Source organism: Kitasatospora sp. NPDC008115 (assembly GCF_042957205.1).
Classification (GTDB): Bacteria; Actinomycetota; Actinomycetes; order Streptomycetales; family Streptomycetaceae; genus Kitasatospora.
On sequence record NZ_JBIBHU010000008.1, the window covers coordinates 156,313 to 169,456 of the forward strand.

Genomic DNA, 13,144 nt, shown 5'->3' on the forward strand with positions numbered 1-13,144 from the left:
TCAGATCTCGTAGACGGCGCCGGCCCGGGCGATGTCGACCGGTCCGGGGTAGGCGGCGGCCGCGTCCCGCCGGTTGAGTTCGGCGTCCGTCCACGGGGGGATGTGGGTGAGGACGAGCCGGCGGGCGCCGGCCGCGGTGGCGTGCTCGCCGGCTTCGCGGCCGTTGAGGTGGACGGCCTGGTAGGTGTCGCGGCCGTCGAGGTAGGCGGCCTCGCAGAGGAAGAGGTCGGTGTCGCGGGCGAGCTCGACGAGTTCGGCGCTCTCGCCGGTGTCGCCGGAGTAGACGAGGCTGCGGCCGTCGTGTTCGAGCCGGAAGGCGAAGGCGTCGACGGGGTGGTTGACCTGGGCGACGTCGATCCGGAACGGGCCGAGGTCGAAGCGTCCGGGGGTGAGGGTGCGGAACTCGAACACCTCCTTCATCCCCGGGTTCTCCGGCATGTCGTAGGCGCGGGCCATCCGGGCGGCGGTGCCGGCCGGGCCGTAGACGGGCATCGGGTCGGGGCAGCCTTCGGCCCGGTAGTTGCGGGCGACCCAGTAGGCGCACAGGTCGACGCAGTGGTCGGCGTGCAGGTGGCTGAGCAGGACGGCGTCGACGTCGTAGATCGAGACGTACTTCTGGAGTGCGCCGAGCGCCCCGTTGCCGAGGTCGAGCACGACGCGGTAGCCGTCGGCCTCCACCAGGTAGCTGGAGCACGGCGAGTCGGCCGACGGGAAGCTACCCGAGCACCCCACCACGGTCAGTTTCATCCGAGCCCCTCCGCCCCGACACGTCCTGGCTGCCGCTGGTCATGACAGCGGGCCGGGGATGCCGGCCGGAGGCGCTGCCCTGCGCGTGTTGTCGAGGGTAAGGGCGGACCGGCACTTTGCCCCCGTCTCCGTGCCGTGCTGTGGCTGGAATCACCAGAACGCCGGGGGGCGCGACGGCGCCGGCGGGGGGCGGGCGGGTTCCGGCCGGTTCCCGGGCGGGACCGGCCGGGCGGGCGCCGTCAGGCCCAGAGCTGGCCCTGCAGCGCCTCGACGGCGGCCTCGGTGGACTCGGCGGTGTAGATGCCGGTGGACAGGTACTTCCAGCCGCCGTCGGCCACCACGAAGACGACGTCGGCGCGCTCGCCGGCCTGGGCGGCCTTGCGGCCGACGCCGATCGCCGCGTGCAGGATCGCGCCGGTGGAGACGCCGGCGAAGATGCCCTCCTCCTGGAGGAGTTCGCGGGTGCGGCGGACGGCGTCGGCGGAGCCGACGGAGAAGCGGGTGGTGAGCACCTCGGCGTCGTACAGCTCGGGGACGAAGCCCTCGTCGAGGTTGCGCAGGCCGTAGACCAGGTCGTCGTAGCGCGGTTCGGCGGCGACGATCCGCACGCCGGGGACCTTCTCGCGCAGGTAGCGGCCGACGCCCATGAGGGTGCCGGTGGTGCCGAGGCCGGCCACGAAGTGGGTGACGGAGGGCAGGTCGGCGAGGATCTCCGGGCCGGTGCCGGCGTAGTGGGCGCCGGCGTTGTCGGGGTTGCCGTACTGGTAGAGCATCACCCAGTCGGGGTGGTCGGCGGCGGTCTCCTTGGCGATCCGCACGGCGGTGTTGGAGCCGCCGGCGGCGGGCGAGGAGATGATCTCGGCGCCCCACATGCGGAGCAGTTCGCGCCGTTCCTCGCTGGTGTTCTCGGGCATCACGCAGACCATCCGGTAGCCCTTGAGCTTGGCCGCCATGGCCAGCGAGATGCCGGTGTTGCCGCTGGTGGGTTCGAGGATGGTGCAGCCGGGGGTGAGCCGCCCCTCGGCCTCGGCGCGCTCGATCATGTGCAGCGCCGGGCGGTCCTTGATGGAGCCGGTGGGGTTGCGGTCCTCCAGCTTGGCCCAGAGGGTGACCAGGCCCTCGGTGTTGCCGGGCACCGCGGCGGACAGCCGGGGCAGGCGGACCAGCGGGGTGTTGCCGACGGCTTCGAGCGGGCTGTCGTAACGCAAGGGGTCCTCCGGCGGGCGGCGGTGGGGTTCGGTACGGGCGGCCCGTCCCGTCCCGGGCGGTGCGCGGGACGGGGCGGGCGGGTGGTCAGCGGGCGCCGCCGGCCACGGCGGGCAGGATGGTGACGCTGTCGCCGTCGGCCACGGCGGTGGAGATGCCCTCCAGGAAGCGGACGTCCTCGTCGTTGAGGTAGACGTTGACGAAGCGGCGCAGCTCGCCGCCGTCCAGCAGGCGGGCGGCGATGCCCGGGTGGCGGGCGTCGAGGTCCTGGAAAAGCTCCCCGAGGTTGCTGCCGGAGCCCTCGACGGCCTTGGCGCCGTCGGTGTAGGTGCGGAGGATGGTCGGGATGCGGACCTCGATGGCCATGGCTGCGCTCCTGTGCGAGTCGTGAGGTGGGTGGGCCGCAGCGGACGCGGCAGGGTGGTACGGCCCGGGGCGGTGGTCTCCGCGGGCGGGCCTGGTCGGGCGGCTCAGCGCGAGCGCGCCGGCGTGCCGGGACAGATCGCGCTGGCGAGCCGGCACAGGTCGATGTGCAGGCGCGCCACGAGGCGGGTGCCCGGGGCCTGGGTGCTCACATCGACGGAACGCATGGGCTCATCGTATAGATTCCCGGGCCCGCTCCTCCATGCCCGTCTCGGGATGCGGATGAGTTGGTCCCCCATGTCGAGACGGCCCGGGAAACGCAGCGGCCCGCCGACCGCTCGCGGGCGGTCGGCGGGCCTCGCCCAGGTGGGTGCGGGTCAGGCCGGGTAGGCCTCGACGACCTGGACGTCTTCCTCCGTGATCACGCCGTCCACGATGCGGAACGAGCGGAACTGGTACGGGTCGCCGGGGCCGTTGCCGTCGGCGGTCGAGACCAGGACGTAGTGGGCGTTCGGCTCGGAGGCGTAGCTCACGTCGGTGCGCGAGGGGTAGGCCTCGGTGGCGGTGTGCGAGTGGTAGACGATCACCGGCTCCTCGTCCCGGTCGTCCATCTCGCGGTAGAGCTTGAGCAGGTCGCCCGAGTCGAACTCGTAGAAGGTGGGCGAGCGGGCGGCGTTGAGCATCGGGATGAACCGCTCGGGGCGGCCGCTGCCCTCCGGCCCGGCGACCACGCCGCAGGCCTCGTCCGGGTGGTCGGCACGGGCGTGGGCGACGATCGCGTCGCGCAGTTCTCGGGTGATGGTCAGCATGGCGCCAGGATAGCCACGCCCCGGCGGCGGCCCGCCGGGGCGTCCGAGGCGCGGTCAGCGGGGATCGGCGCCGTCGCCGTCCGGCGCGTGCAGGTGGTCGTGGGCGACCGCGTGCACGGCCTCGGGGGCGCGGCGTCCGAGGCCCCGGTAGCCGGCGACCAGCAGCACGGCCCAGATCGGGAAGACGTACAGCGAGATCCGGTTGCCCGGGTCCAGGCCGATCAGCACGACCACCACCGCGAGGAAGGCCAGCGCGGCCCAGCTGCTCCAGACGCCGCCGGGGGCCTTGAAGGTGGGCGGCGGCAGGTGGCCCCCCTTCCAGGCCCGCCGGTAGCGGATCTGGCAGATCAGGATCATCGCCCAGGTCCACAGGCCGCAGACGGTGGCGACCGAGGTGATGTACTCGAACGCCTTGGCGGGGACGAGGTAGTTGAGCACCACGCCGATGCCCATCAGCAGCGTGGAGACGGTGATCGCGGCGGCCGGGGTGCGGTGGGTGTTGAGCCGGGTGAGCCGTCCGGGGGCCTGCCCGCGCAGGGCGAGGTCGCGCAGCATCCGGCCGGTGGAGTACATGCCGGAGTTGCAGGAGGAGAGCGCGGCGGTGAGCACCACGAAGTTGATGATGCCGGCCGCGGCGGGGATGCCGATCTTGCCGAAGGTGGCGACGAACGGGCTGACGCCGGGCCGGAACTCGGTCCACGGCACGAGCGAGAGGATGACGACCAGGGCGCCGATGTAGAACAGCGCGATCCGCCACGGCAGGGTGTTGATGGCGCGCGGGAGGGTCTTCTTCGGGTTCTCGCTCTCGCCCGCGGTGACGCCGACCAGTTCGACGCCCAGGTAGGCGAACATGACGATCTGCAGGGTCATCACGGTGGCGCCGATGCCCTTGGGGAAGAAGCCGCCGTCCTTCCACAGGTGGGTGACCGACGCGGTGTCGCCGGCGTCGCTGAAGCCGAGGGTGAGCACCCCGATGCCGATCAGGATCATGCCGATGATCGCGGTGACCTTGACCATGGAGAACCAGAACTCGATCTCGCCGAAGATCTTCACCGAGATCAGGTTGGCCCCGTAGAGCAGCACCAGGAAGCAGAGCGCGCAGAGCCACTGCGGGATCTCGGGGGCCCAGAACTTCACGTAGACGGCCGCGGCGGTGGTCTCCGCCATGCCCGTGACCACCCAGAAGAGCCAGTACGTCCAGCCGGTCACATAGCCGGCGAAGGGTCCGAGGAACTCCCGCGCGTACTCGGCGAAACTGCCGGCCACCGGGCGGTAGGTGAGCAGTTCGCCGAGCGCCCGCATGATCGCGAAGATCGCCACGCCGGCGACCGCGTAGGACAGGATCAGGCTGGGGCCGGACTTCGAGATGGCGGTGCCCGCACCGAGGAAGAGACCGGTGCCGATGGCGCCGCCGATCGCGATCATCTGGATCTGGCGGCTGCCCAGGCCTCGGTGGTAGCCCTCGTCGTCCGGTCTGGCGTCGACGACCTCGTCGTAGAGCTGTTCGGCCATGCTGCACCGTCCTGGATGGGATGTCGCGGGTGGGACTCATGGAGGCGGGGGGAGCAGCAGTCGTACCACGCACGGTCCGGATAGCGGTTTCCATCTGAGCGATATTTGAGCATGCCCTGAGGGGGTTTCGCCCGTTTTGGACGGAAAAGCCCCGGCCGACCGTCCACCATGCGGACGAGTGGCCGGGGCTTGCCCGGACGGGGGACCCTCAGTCGGTGAGCGCCTCCAGCAGCGACTCCTGGAGGGCGCCGAGCCACAGGTAGGCCATCACCAGAGGCTTGCGGTCGTCGGTGTCCGGCAGGCCGTAGAGGCCCTGCTCGTCGTCCTCGTCGACCTCCAGGCGCACGCCCAGGGTCAGCCGCAGGTCGTTGAGCGCGCCCAGCCAGCACCGGCACGCGTCGGGGTCCAGGTCGACCTGCCCGCCCTCGCCGCCCAGGCCGTCCAGCGCCCGCACGACGCGCAGCGCGTCCTCGCGCTTGCGGGCCCGCAGGTCCAGCTCGGTGTAGCGGCGGAACTCCCCGGACGCCTCCCGGGACTCCGGGTCGGCCGGTCCGTCCGGATCCCCGTAGGCGTCCGGGAAGAGCCGGGCCAGCGCCGGGTCCTCGGGCGCCTTGGTCGGCCCCTCGGCGAACAGCGCCGCCAGCGGGTCGCCGGACCCGTCCCCGCCCGGGCCGGGGCCGATCAGCTCCAGCATCTGCACTTCCAGCGAGCGCAGGATGGAGGCCTCCAGCTCGTCCAGCGCGAGCACCGCGCCCCCGCCGCCGGCACTCTCGAACAACCCAGCCATCGGTATCGGTCAGCCCGTCCTCGTCGGTTCCAGTGGTCCGCGGCCGCGCGTACGGCCGGCCGTGGTCAGTCGTGCTGCAGGGTCGCCCAGAGGCCGTAGCCGTGCATCGCCTGCACGTCGCGCTCCATCTCCTCGCGCGAGCCGCTGGAGACCACCGCCCGGCCCTTGGTGTGCACCTCCATCATCAGCTTCCTGGCCTTCTCCTTCGGATAGCCGAAGTAGGCCTGGAAGACGTACTGGACGTAGCTCATCAGGTTGACCGGATCGTTGTGGACGATGGTGACCCACGGGGTGTCCGGCTCCGTCACCGGTACGCCCTCGACCTCCGGGCGCTCGATCTCCACGGGCGCGACACTCACCGCCGGATCCCTCCTGCCGCTCAGTTCGGTTCCCGGGTGGCTCCCACCCGGCCGTCACGTGACCTCCACGTGCCCCTCCAGCCCCATGCTGCCATCCGGGGGACCCGCGGGCGATTCCGCCCCCGCCCCGGCGACGCGCTCGGCGATCACCGCACCGAGAAATCGTCACATTGACGCTAAGGGGTAGTAGCATCATCCTCATGGACGCCACTTCCGTGCTTGCGGCCGGCTCGACCGCGCTGCTCACCGACCGCTACGAGCTCACCATGCTGCAGGCCGCCCTGCGCAGCGGGGCCGCGCACCGCCGCTCCGTCTTCGAGGTGTTCACCCGTCGGCTGCCCGCCGGACGGCGCTACGGCGTGCTGGCCGGCACCGGCCGGGTCCTGGACGCGGTGGAGAACTTCCGCTTCACCTCCGCCCAGCTCGGCTGGCTCGCCGACCAGCGCGTGGTCGACGAGGAGACCCTGCGCTTCCTCGCCGACTACCGGTTCACCGGCGACATCCACGGCTACCCCGAGGGCGAGGTCTACTTCCCCGGCTCGCCGCTGCTCACCGTCGAGGGCAGCTTCGCCGAGGCGGTGATCCTGGAGACGGTGATCCTCTCGATCCTCAACTACGACTCGGCGATCGCCGCCGCCGCCTCCCGGATGACCTCCGCCGCCGGCGGCCGCCCGGTGATCGAGATGGGCGCCCGGCGGGCGCACGAGCGGGCCGCCGTCGCCGCCGCCCGCGCCGCGTACGTGGCCGGCTTCGCCGCCACCTCCGACCTGGAGGCGGGCTTCGCCTACGGCATCCCCACCACCGGGACCGCCGCGCACGCCTTCACCCTCGTCCACGACAGCGAGCGGGACGCCTTCCGGGCCCAGATCGACTCGATGGGCCGGGGCACCACCCTGCTGGTCGACACCTTCGACCTGCGCGAGGCCGTGCAGACCGCCGTCGAGGTGGCCGGCCCCGAACTGGGCGCGGTCCGGATCGACTCCGGCGACCTCACCCTGCTCGCCCACCGGGTCCGCCGCCAGCTCGACGAGCTCGGTGCCACCGGGACCAGGATCATCGTCACCTCCGACCTCGACGAGTACGCGATCGCCGCGCTCGCCGCCGCCCCGGTGGACGGCTACGGCGTCGGCACCAGCCTGGTCACCGGCAGCGGCCAGCCGACCTGCGCGATGGTCTACAAGCTGGTCGCCCGCGCCGCCGGACCCGACGGCCCGATGGTCCCGGTCGCCAAGCGCGCGGCCGGCGGCAAGACCAGCATCGGCGGGCGCAAGTGGGCGGCCCGGCGGCCGGACGCGGACGGCGTCGCCGAGGCCGAGGTCGTCGGCATCGGGCCGGTCCCGGACGCCCTGGCGCCGCACGTGGTGCAGGTGCCGCTGGTCAAGTCCGGCGAGGTGGTCGGCCGGGAGCCGCTGGAGGCAGCGCGCGAGCGGCACACCCGGGCCCGGGCGGCGCTGCCGCTGTCGGCCACCCAGCTCTCCAAGGGCGACCCGGTGCTGGCGACCGAGCTGCACGTGTGACGGCGCCGCGCGGGCGGCGGCCGTTCGTGAACGGTCCGCCGACGGAGCGCGCAACCGTTCGCGGACGGGGGAAGGGCCGGGCGCACCCCGGGCCTTCCGCCCCCGGATGCCACTGCCTACAGTCGACCGTAGAGTTCCCCCGTACGGACCGTGAGGCCCCCTCACGTCCCCCCTCCCCCGTCCTCCGCAGGACCCCACCAGACCGAGGAATTCCAGCCATGCACCGGGCACTGATCGTCGTCGACGTGCAGAACGACTTCTGCGAGGGCGGCAGCCTGGCCGTCGCCGGCGGGGCCGAGGTGGCCGCCGCGATCACCGATCTCATCGCCGAGTCCGCGCCCGGCTACCGGCACATCCTCGCCACCCGCGACAACCACATCGACCCGGGCGACCACTTCTCCGAGCAGCCCGACTACGTGCACAGCTGGCCCGTGCACTGCGTCGCGGGCACCGAGGGCGTCGGCTTCCACCCCAACTTCGCCCCGTCCGTCACCTCCGGCGCGATCGAGGCGGTCTTCGACAAGGGCGCCTACGCGGCGGCGTACAGCGGCTTCGAGGGCGTGGACGAGAACGACCGCGGACCGGCGCAGTGGCTGCGCGAGCGGCAGGTCACCGAGGTCGACGTGGTCGGCATCGCCACCGACCACTGCGTCAAGGCCACCGCGCTGGACGCGGTGCGGGCCGGGTTCACCACCCGGGTGCTGCTCGACCTGACCGCCGGGGTGGCCGCGCCGACCACCGCCGCGGCGCTGGACGAGCTGCGGGCGGCCGGGGTGGAGCTGGTCGGCACGCCGGTCGTCGGGGGCTGAGCCCGCGCGCCGGCGGTCGCGGCCGCGGGCCCGTTCAGTGCCCGGAGACCATCAGCTCCACCACGTCGGTCCCGCCGAGCCGGAACGCCTCGCGCAGCTCGGCGCCGACCGCGTCCGCGTCCGCGGCCAGCCGGGTGCCGCAGACGTACACCACCCGCACCCCCAGGTACTCCATCCGGTGCTGGCCGCCGCGCACCCAGGCCGCCTCGCCCTCGCTGACGCAGCGCAGCCCCGAGTCGACCTCGACCGCGACGCCCGCCTCCGGCCAGTAGAGGTCCGGCACGGCCACATAGGTGCCGCCGCGCATCCGCAGCTCCGGGCCGGCCAGCGGGACGGGCAGCAGCCACTCGTCCACCAGTTCGCCGACCCGCTCCAGCGTCCGGTCCCGCTCGCCCGCCAGCAGGCCGTCCAGCACGGCCCGCACCCGGGGGTCGGCGACCAGTCCGGACTCGGCCAGCTCGGCGGCCAGCTCCCGCACCGGGCAGCGCAGCTCCGGGCGGCGGACGGCCTCGCAGAGCACCTCGCGCACCGGCGCCGCCCCGCCCGCTCCCCCGCACGCCGGGTCGCCGGACGTCCACTCGCGCAGCGCGTCGGCCACCGCCCTGGCCACCGGCGCACAGGCCAGCCCGTGCACCGAGTGCGCCACCAACTCCCGCTCGGTGCGCCGGATCCGCACCTCGCCGGCATCCTTCAGCCGCCGCTGGCGGGGCACCAGCACGTCCACCCCGGTGACGGCGGGCAGCCGGGGCACCGCGGCGAAGCCGTACAGCGCGAGCGCGGCCGTGCCGGTGATCACCGCCCCCGCGCGGCCGCCCTCCTCGCGGCCGTTCTGCGCCGCGTACAGCAGCGCCGCCCACATCCGCTGCTCCGGCGAGGGGTCGCCGGACTGCAGCAGGTAGACCCGGGGCAGCAGCCGCTGCCAGGGGCCGCCGCGGCGGCAGTGCTCGCTGATGATCCGGGCCGGCACACCCCGGGCGCGCAGCTGGCCGGCGGTGAGGACGTTCTGCTGACGGCGCGCCAGTTCCTCCAGGGACGGCGGCGGCATGGGAATCCGGTAGTTCATGCCGACACCATCCCCAACGCCCCGGAGCCAGTCGCGGCCGCCTGACGCACTGTTACCCAACCGTCGTGAAACCGGGACCAGGCCGCACTAAAGTCCTCATACCCTCACCCATTCGGAGGAATGGGTGATCAGATGGTTGTCATACTTGATCATCCTCGATCAGCCACCAGGACCTCTGACCCTGCGTGATCAAGCACATACGGCGAAGTCACCTCCGGACGTCACTCCAGCCCGCCGGATTGCCTACCCTTAGTACATGTCACGTGACGAGACCGCCGGCCTCCGGGCGGCCCAGCTCCGCCTCGGACGCCTGCCCGGATACGTCCGCCGGCCGGACCCGGCCCGCCGCAGCGGCGCACAGGGCCATACCTACAAGAAGGGTTGGGAGGTCCGCTTCACCGCACGCAGCGAGGCGGAGATAGCGGAGATCCGCGACCTGGTGGTCGCCGCCGGATTCGCCCCCGCCCGCCCCTTCTTCAAGGGCCACCAGCTGATCCAGCCGGTGTACGGGATGGCCGCCGTCCAGGCCTACCTGGCGGCTAGACAGGCGGCCGAGGAACACGCGGCGCGCACCGCCCACGGCCGGGCCCGACGGGGCTCCGAGGCGGCCCGCGTGCGGTCCGCCGCCAAGGCCGCGCGCGAGGCCGTCCACGAAAGCGCCCACGACTCGGCCCACGACGCGGCCCACAGCGCGGCCCGCGACTCGGCCCACGAGGAACAGGAGACCCAACAGGCCCAGCAGAACCAGGAGATCCAGCAGACCCGGACGCTCCCGTCGATCCCATCGGGCCCGGTGATCCCGGTGATCCCGGCGAGCCGGCAGGACGGCGGGCGCGCGGGCGTGGAACACGCGACCGCGGAGCCCGGGACCGACACCCGGGGACGGGAGCACCAGCGGGAGCGGCTGACGGCCGCCACGGAGGCGGCCGGGGCCGCAGGGGCCGCGGCTGCGGCGGCCGCGCGGCTCGCCCGCCGGCGGGTGGTCGAGGCGTTCCCCGCCCAGCTCGCCCGGGCCACCGCGCCGGACGACCGGGTCGCCTCACCGGAGGGCCACCGCGGCACCTCCTGACTGTTCGTCAACCTTCAGCTCGTACACGGCGATCCACCGTCGAAGGGCCGGGCACGCGGGATGCGTGCGACGGGGCCGGCCCATCGCCCCACCCCCTCGCCGAGGGCGCCGCCACAGGCCCCGCCCGGGGCATCGCCGCAGCCCGGGAGGGTCCGGCACAGCCCGTCCGGCGCGCGGACGGTGGTGCGACCGGTGGTGCGGGCGCAGCTTCGCGCCGCAGACGTGGACGAGAGCCGCCGGACCGCCTACGGTGGCACATCACACCCTCTGCGGCGGCATGCCGGCCGGCCGCCGCCGTCGGCCGTGTCACCCCGCTGACCGGCCACGAAGCTCCGCACCCACGCCTCTGACACCACTGCGCACCACTCCCCGCCCGTCCGCCACCGCCGCACCGCCCGCCGATCCCCACCCGGCCCACCGCCGGAACCGGCCGCGCGGCGGCGCCTTCCGGGCAATCCAGCCGATTGGTAACCCAGCGCACCGAGCGCCTACCGTAGAGTGAGCACAGATGATCGACCGTCAGAAGCCCATCTCACTTGCCAAGAAGCCGAGATGACCCAACGTCATGACAGCACCGCCGAGCCACCCCCGGGGCCCGGCGAACCCGCCGTACCGCTGGAGTTCGCGGCGTTCTGCGAGCTGCACCGACCGCGGTACCTCAGCTATGCCCGGGTCTGGCTGCCCGACCCGGACCGCGCGGCCGGCGCCGTCCAGCAGGCCTTCGCGGAAATCGCCGTCCAGTGGCGCGAGTTGCTGGGCAGTTCCAACCCCACCGCGCACGCCTGGCAGATCCTGCGCGACACCGTCGGCGACCACACCCGGCAGAGCGGCCCGTCCGCCGGCCGCCCCGGCGCCCAGGAGCGTCCCCACACCCAGGACCGCCCCGGCCGGCCCGCCGACGACGACCTCGCCATCCTGCACTACGTCGTCGGCCTCGCCGCCCCGGAGATCGCCGACGTCATCGGCACCGACACCGCCAGCGTGGCCGGGCGGCTGCGCCGCACCATGCTGCGCGAGGCCTCCGGCTGGTGAACCCGGGCCGGGAAACGAGCGTCCCCCCGGGCCTCAGACCCGCTCACCCGTGACGTCGTACAGGTGGTGGACCGGATCGTGGACCAGGTAGCGGGAGAACGACTCCACCGTGAAGCGCGCCCCGTCACTGCGGTTGCCGGTGCGGCCCCACTGCGTGTCCGACACCCCCTCGAACGCCGCCGCCAGCACCTCCGCCGCCCGCGCCAACTCCCCCGCCACCACGGCCGGCCGCTGCTCGCCGTACCGCTCGGCGACGGCCGTCTCGTCCTGGTCCCAGTTGGCGAACAGCGGGTCGTCCTGGTCCAGCATCAGGTTCAGCCGGACGTGGAACAGCCGGAACACGTCCCGGACGTGACACGCGTACTCGAGGTCCGACCAGATCTCCGGACGCGGCCGACGGCGCAGCGCCTCCGGCTCCCCCGCCAGCACCCCCTCCCAGGCCGCCGCGTTGGCCCGGATCATGCCCGCCACGTCCTCCCGCCCGACCGCGCCGGAATCCAGCCCGCAGTCCGCGCAGGGGCGTTCCAGCACCCACGTCCAGTCCTTGGTGTCGGGAACGATCGCATCCTCGCCGGCCGTACCGCCGCTGTGTTCGGAAGTGCTCATGCGCCCAGCATGGCCGCGCTCCCACCCCTCCCACCAGCGGCGTCGCCGCCAGCGGCCACCGAAATCCTGCCACCCCCGGCGCTCCCGGCCCCCTCGGCGCCCTCGGCCGCCTCGCGGGCGGCGAGCAAATCGGCCAGATTGACCCGGCTCCAGTCGCACACCGCGTCCATCGGCCCCAGCAGCGTCCGGCCGAGCGGCGTCAACGCGTACTCCACCCTCGGGGGGTTCTCCGCGTACTCCGTACGGCTGACAACGCCGTCGTACTCCATCGACCGCAGCGACTCGGCCAACACCTTGGCCGTGATCCCCACCAACGGCACCCGCAGCTCCGAGAACCGGCGCGGCCCGCCCTCCAGGCAGCGCACGATCTTCCACGCCCACTTCTTGCCGCCCAGCACGGGGATCCGCTGCACCGGGCAGTGCGGATCGAAGAAGTCCGGCGGCAACGGTGCGGGCACGGTCCGTGTCATGCCCCGACGGTAACCGAACACGCGGGCCCGCCGGTACCGTTGAAGTAACCGGCACCCCCCGTTCTACTGTCGCGGCAGCGGCGGGCGGCGAGCAGCGCCCCCGCCCCTCCACCTCCCCGCCACCGACGAACGGACGGAATCCCCCGTGAACCCCACCACCGATGTCATCGTGTTCGGCGCCGGCGGCCAGGTCGGCCGCGCCGTGGTCGCCGAGGCCCGCCGACGCGGTCTGACCGTGACCGCCGCCGTCCGCACCACCGCGCGGCACGCCGACCTGGCCGGCCCCGGCGTCGCCCTCGTCCCCTGCGACGTCACCGACCCCGCCGCCGTCGCCACCGCCGCCCGCGGCCACGCCGCCGCCGTCAGCACGGTCTACAGCCCCGACGTCCCGTCCGGCGACTTCTACCCCGCCGCGGCCCGCGCCCTGGTCACCGGCCTCGGTGCCGCCGGCGTCCACCGGCTCGTGCACGTCGGCGTCGCCACCACCCTGGAGAGCGCACCCGGCGTCGCCGTCCACGACGACCCCGCCTTCCCCGAGGCCCACCGCGCCTTCTCGCTCGGCCACGCCGCCGCCCTCGACCTCCTCCGGGAATCTCCCGCCGCCCTCGACTGGGTCGTCGTCACCCCGCCGCTCGACCTCGACCGCACCGCCCCCGGCACCGGCCGCTACCGGACGGGCGGCCCGCAGGTCATCGGCGAGCGGATCGCCCAGGCCGACCTCGCCGCCGCGGTCACCGACCAACTAGCCGGAGCGGCCGCCCGGCACCGCGAGCAGATCGCCGTCGCCGAGTGACC

Annotated in this window: 16 protein-coding genes; 5 read left to right on the forward strand and 11 right to left on the reverse strand. The window is 73.6% G+C overall.

Annotated elements, in window-relative coordinates:
- The 8 genes from ACFZBX_RS13145 to clpS all read right to left on the reverse strand — a co-directional run bounded on the left by ACFZBX_RS13145 (position 1) and on the right by clpS (position 5,783).
- A complete protein-coding gene (locus ACFZBX_RS13145) occupies positions 1 to 747 on the reverse strand; it encodes an MBL fold metallo-hydrolase (protein ID WP_391533607.1) in 747 nt (248 codons plus the stop codon).
- 239 nt (positions 748 to 986) lie between these two features.
- A complete protein-coding gene (locus ACFZBX_RS13150) occupies positions 987 to 1,955 on the reverse strand; it encodes a PLP-dependent cysteine synthase family protein (protein ID WP_391533609.1) in 969 nt (322 codons plus the stop codon).
- Positions 1,956 to 2,040: 85 nt separating this feature from the next.
- Complete coding sequence (locus ACFZBX_RS13155; RefSeq protein WP_344324737.1) at positions 2,041 to 2,319, reverse strand: MoaD/ThiS family protein; 279 nt, start codon at positions 2,317 to 2,319, stop codon at positions 2,041 to 2,043.
- A gap of 104 nt (positions 2,320 to 2,423) precedes the next feature.
- The gene (locus ACFZBX_RS13160) at positions 2,424 to 2,543 is read right to left on the reverse strand and encodes a putative leader peptide (RefSeq protein WP_326846449.1); all 120 of its coding nucleotides are present in this window, start codon (positions 2,541 to 2,543) and stop codon (positions 2,424 to 2,426) included.
- A gap of 150 nt (positions 2,544 to 2,693) precedes the next feature.
- Positions 2,694 to 3,125 (reverse strand): Mov34/MPN/PAD-1 family protein, encoded by a 432-nt coding sequence (locus ACFZBX_RS13165; RefSeq protein ID WP_391533611.1) that lies wholly within the window; start codon positions 3,123 to 3,125, stop codon positions 2,694 to 2,696.
- Positions 3,126 to 3,179: 54 nt separating this feature from the next.
- Positions 3,180 to 4,637: an amino acid permease gene (locus tag ACFZBX_RS13170; RefSeq protein ID WP_391533613.1), complete on the reverse strand. Its 1,458-nt coding sequence runs from the start codon at positions 4,635 to 4,637 to the stop codon at positions 3,180 to 3,182.
- A gap of 208 nt (positions 4,638 to 4,845) precedes the next feature.
- A complete protein-coding gene (locus ACFZBX_RS13175; protein ID WP_391533615.1) occupies positions 4,846 to 5,424 on the reverse strand; it encodes a DUF2017 domain-containing protein in 579 nt (192 codons plus the stop codon).
- Positions 5,425 to 5,489: 65 nt separating this feature from the next.
- A complete protein-coding gene (clpS, locus tag ACFZBX_RS13180) occupies positions 5,490 to 5,783 on the reverse strand; it encodes an ATP-dependent Clp protease adapter ClpS (protein WP_350544761.1) in 294 nt (97 codons plus the stop codon).
- A 200-nt stretch (positions 5,784 to 5,983) separates the two neighbouring features.
- On the opposite strand from clpS, the gene ACFZBX_RS13185 reads away from it, so the two are divergent.
- Together ACFZBX_RS13185 and ACFZBX_RS13190 are read left to right on the forward strand one after the other, a co-directional pair.
- The gene (locus ACFZBX_RS13185; protein ID WP_391533617.1) at positions 5,984 to 7,300 is read left to right on the forward strand and encodes a nicotinate phosphoribosyltransferase; all 1,317 of its coding nucleotides are present in this window, start codon (positions 5,984 to 5,986) and stop codon (positions 7,298 to 7,300) included.
- A gap of 218 nt (positions 7,301 to 7,518) precedes the next feature.
- Entirely contained in the window at positions 7,519 to 8,109 is a 591-nt protein-coding gene (locus ACFZBX_RS13190; RefSeq protein WP_380762476.1) for an isochorismatase family protein, read from the forward strand.
- Positions 8,110 to 8,143: 34 nt separating this feature from the next.
- On the opposite strand, the gene ACFZBX_RS13195 is transcribed toward ACFZBX_RS13190, so the two are convergent.
- On the reverse strand, positions 8,144 to 9,172 hold the full coding sequence (locus tag ACFZBX_RS13195) for a hypothetical protein (protein ID WP_391533619.1): 1,029 nt from the start codon (positions 9,170 to 9,172) through the stop codon (positions 8,144 to 8,146).
- A 256-nt stretch (positions 9,173 to 9,428) separates the two neighbouring features.
- Here ACFZBX_RS13195 and ACFZBX_RS13200 point away from each other — a divergent pair, with 256 nt between their 5' ends.
- Together ACFZBX_RS13200 and ACFZBX_RS13205 are read left to right on the forward strand one after the other, a co-directional pair.
- A complete protein-coding gene (locus ACFZBX_RS13200; protein WP_391533621.1) occupies positions 9,429 to 10,241 on the forward strand; it encodes a hypothetical protein in 813 nt (270 codons plus the stop codon).
- Positions 10,242 to 10,793: 552 nt separating this feature from the next.
- A complete protein-coding gene (locus ACFZBX_RS13205) occupies positions 10,794 to 11,273 on the forward strand; it encodes an RNA polymerase sigma factor (RefSeq protein ID WP_391533623.1) in 480 nt (159 codons plus the stop codon).
- A gap of 33 nt (positions 11,274 to 11,306) precedes the next feature.
- On the opposite strand, the gene ACFZBX_RS13210 is transcribed toward ACFZBX_RS13205, so the two are convergent.
- Together ACFZBX_RS13210 and ACFZBX_RS13215 are read right to left on the reverse strand one after the other, a co-directional pair.
- Entirely contained in the window at positions 11,307 to 11,879 is a 573-nt protein-coding gene (locus ACFZBX_RS13210) for a DinB family protein (RefSeq protein WP_391533624.1), read from the reverse strand.
- The gene (locus tag ACFZBX_RS13215) at positions 11,876 to 12,349 is read right to left on the reverse strand and encodes a winged helix-turn-helix transcriptional regulator (protein WP_391533626.1); all 474 of its coding nucleotides are present in this window, start codon (positions 12,347 to 12,349) and stop codon (positions 11,876 to 11,878) included. The genes ACFZBX_RS13210 and ACFZBX_RS13215 overlap by 4 nt, the downstream gene beginning before the upstream one ends.
- Positions 12,350 to 12,494: 145 nt before the next feature.
- Between ACFZBX_RS13215 and ACFZBX_RS13220 the strand changes: the two genes are divergently transcribed.
- Entirely contained in the window at positions 12,495 to 13,142 is a 648-nt protein-coding gene (locus tag ACFZBX_RS13220) for an NAD(P)-dependent oxidoreductase (protein WP_391533627.1), read from the forward strand.
- Positions 13,143 to 13,144: the final 2 nt, after the last annotated feature.

Coding starts and splice junctions, on each gene's coding strand:
- ACFZBX_RS13145 (WP_391533607.1), bottom strand. CDS start 747: ATGAAACTGACCGTGGTGGGGTGCTCGGGTAGCTTCCCGTCGGCCGAC.
- ACFZBX_RS13155 (WP_344324737.1), bottom strand. CDS start 2,319: ATGGCCATCGAGGTCCGCATCCCGACCATCCTCCGCACCTACACCGAC.
- ACFZBX_RS13160 (WP_326846449.1), bottom strand. CDS start 2,543: ATGCGTTCCGTCGATGTGAGCACCCAGGCCCCGGGCACCCGCCTCGTG.
- ACFZBX_RS13165 (WP_391533611.1), bottom strand. CDS start 3,125: ATGCTGACCATCACCCGAGAACTGCGCGACGCGATCGTCGCCCACGCC.
- ACFZBX_RS13170 (WP_391533613.1), bottom strand. CDS start 4,637: ATGGCCGAACAGCTCTACGACGAGGTCGTCGACGCCAGACCGGACGAC.
- ACFZBX_RS13175 (WP_391533615.1), bottom strand. CDS start 5,424: ATGGCTGGGTTGTTCGAGAGTGCCGGCGGCGGGGGCGCGGTGCTCGCG.
- ACFZBX_RS13185 (WP_391533617.1), top strand. CDS start 5,984: ATGGACGCCACTTCCGTGCTTGCGGCCGGCTCGACCGCGCTGCTCACC.
- ACFZBX_RS13190 (WP_380762476.1), top strand. CDS start 7,519: ATGCACCGGGCACTGATCGTCGTCGACGTGCAGAACGACTTCTGCGAG.
- ACFZBX_RS13195 (WP_391533619.1), bottom strand. CDS start 9,172: ATGAACTACCGGATTCCCATGCCGCCGCCGTCCCTGGAGGAACTGGCG.
- ACFZBX_RS13200 (WP_391533621.1), top strand. CDS start 9,429: ATGTCACGTGACGAGACCGCCGGCCTCCGGGCGGCCCAGCTCCGCCTC.
- ACFZBX_RS13205 (WP_391533623.1), top strand. CDS start 10,794: ATGACCCAACGTCATGACAGCACCGCCGAGCCACCCCCGGGGCCCGGC.
- ACFZBX_RS13210 (WP_391533624.1), bottom strand. CDS start 11,879: ATGAGCACTTCCGAACACAGCGGCGGTACGGCCGGCGAGGATGCGATC.
- ACFZBX_RS13215 (WP_391533626.1), bottom strand. CDS start 12,349: ATGACACGGACCGTGCCCGCACCGTTGCCGCCGGACTTCTTCGATCCG.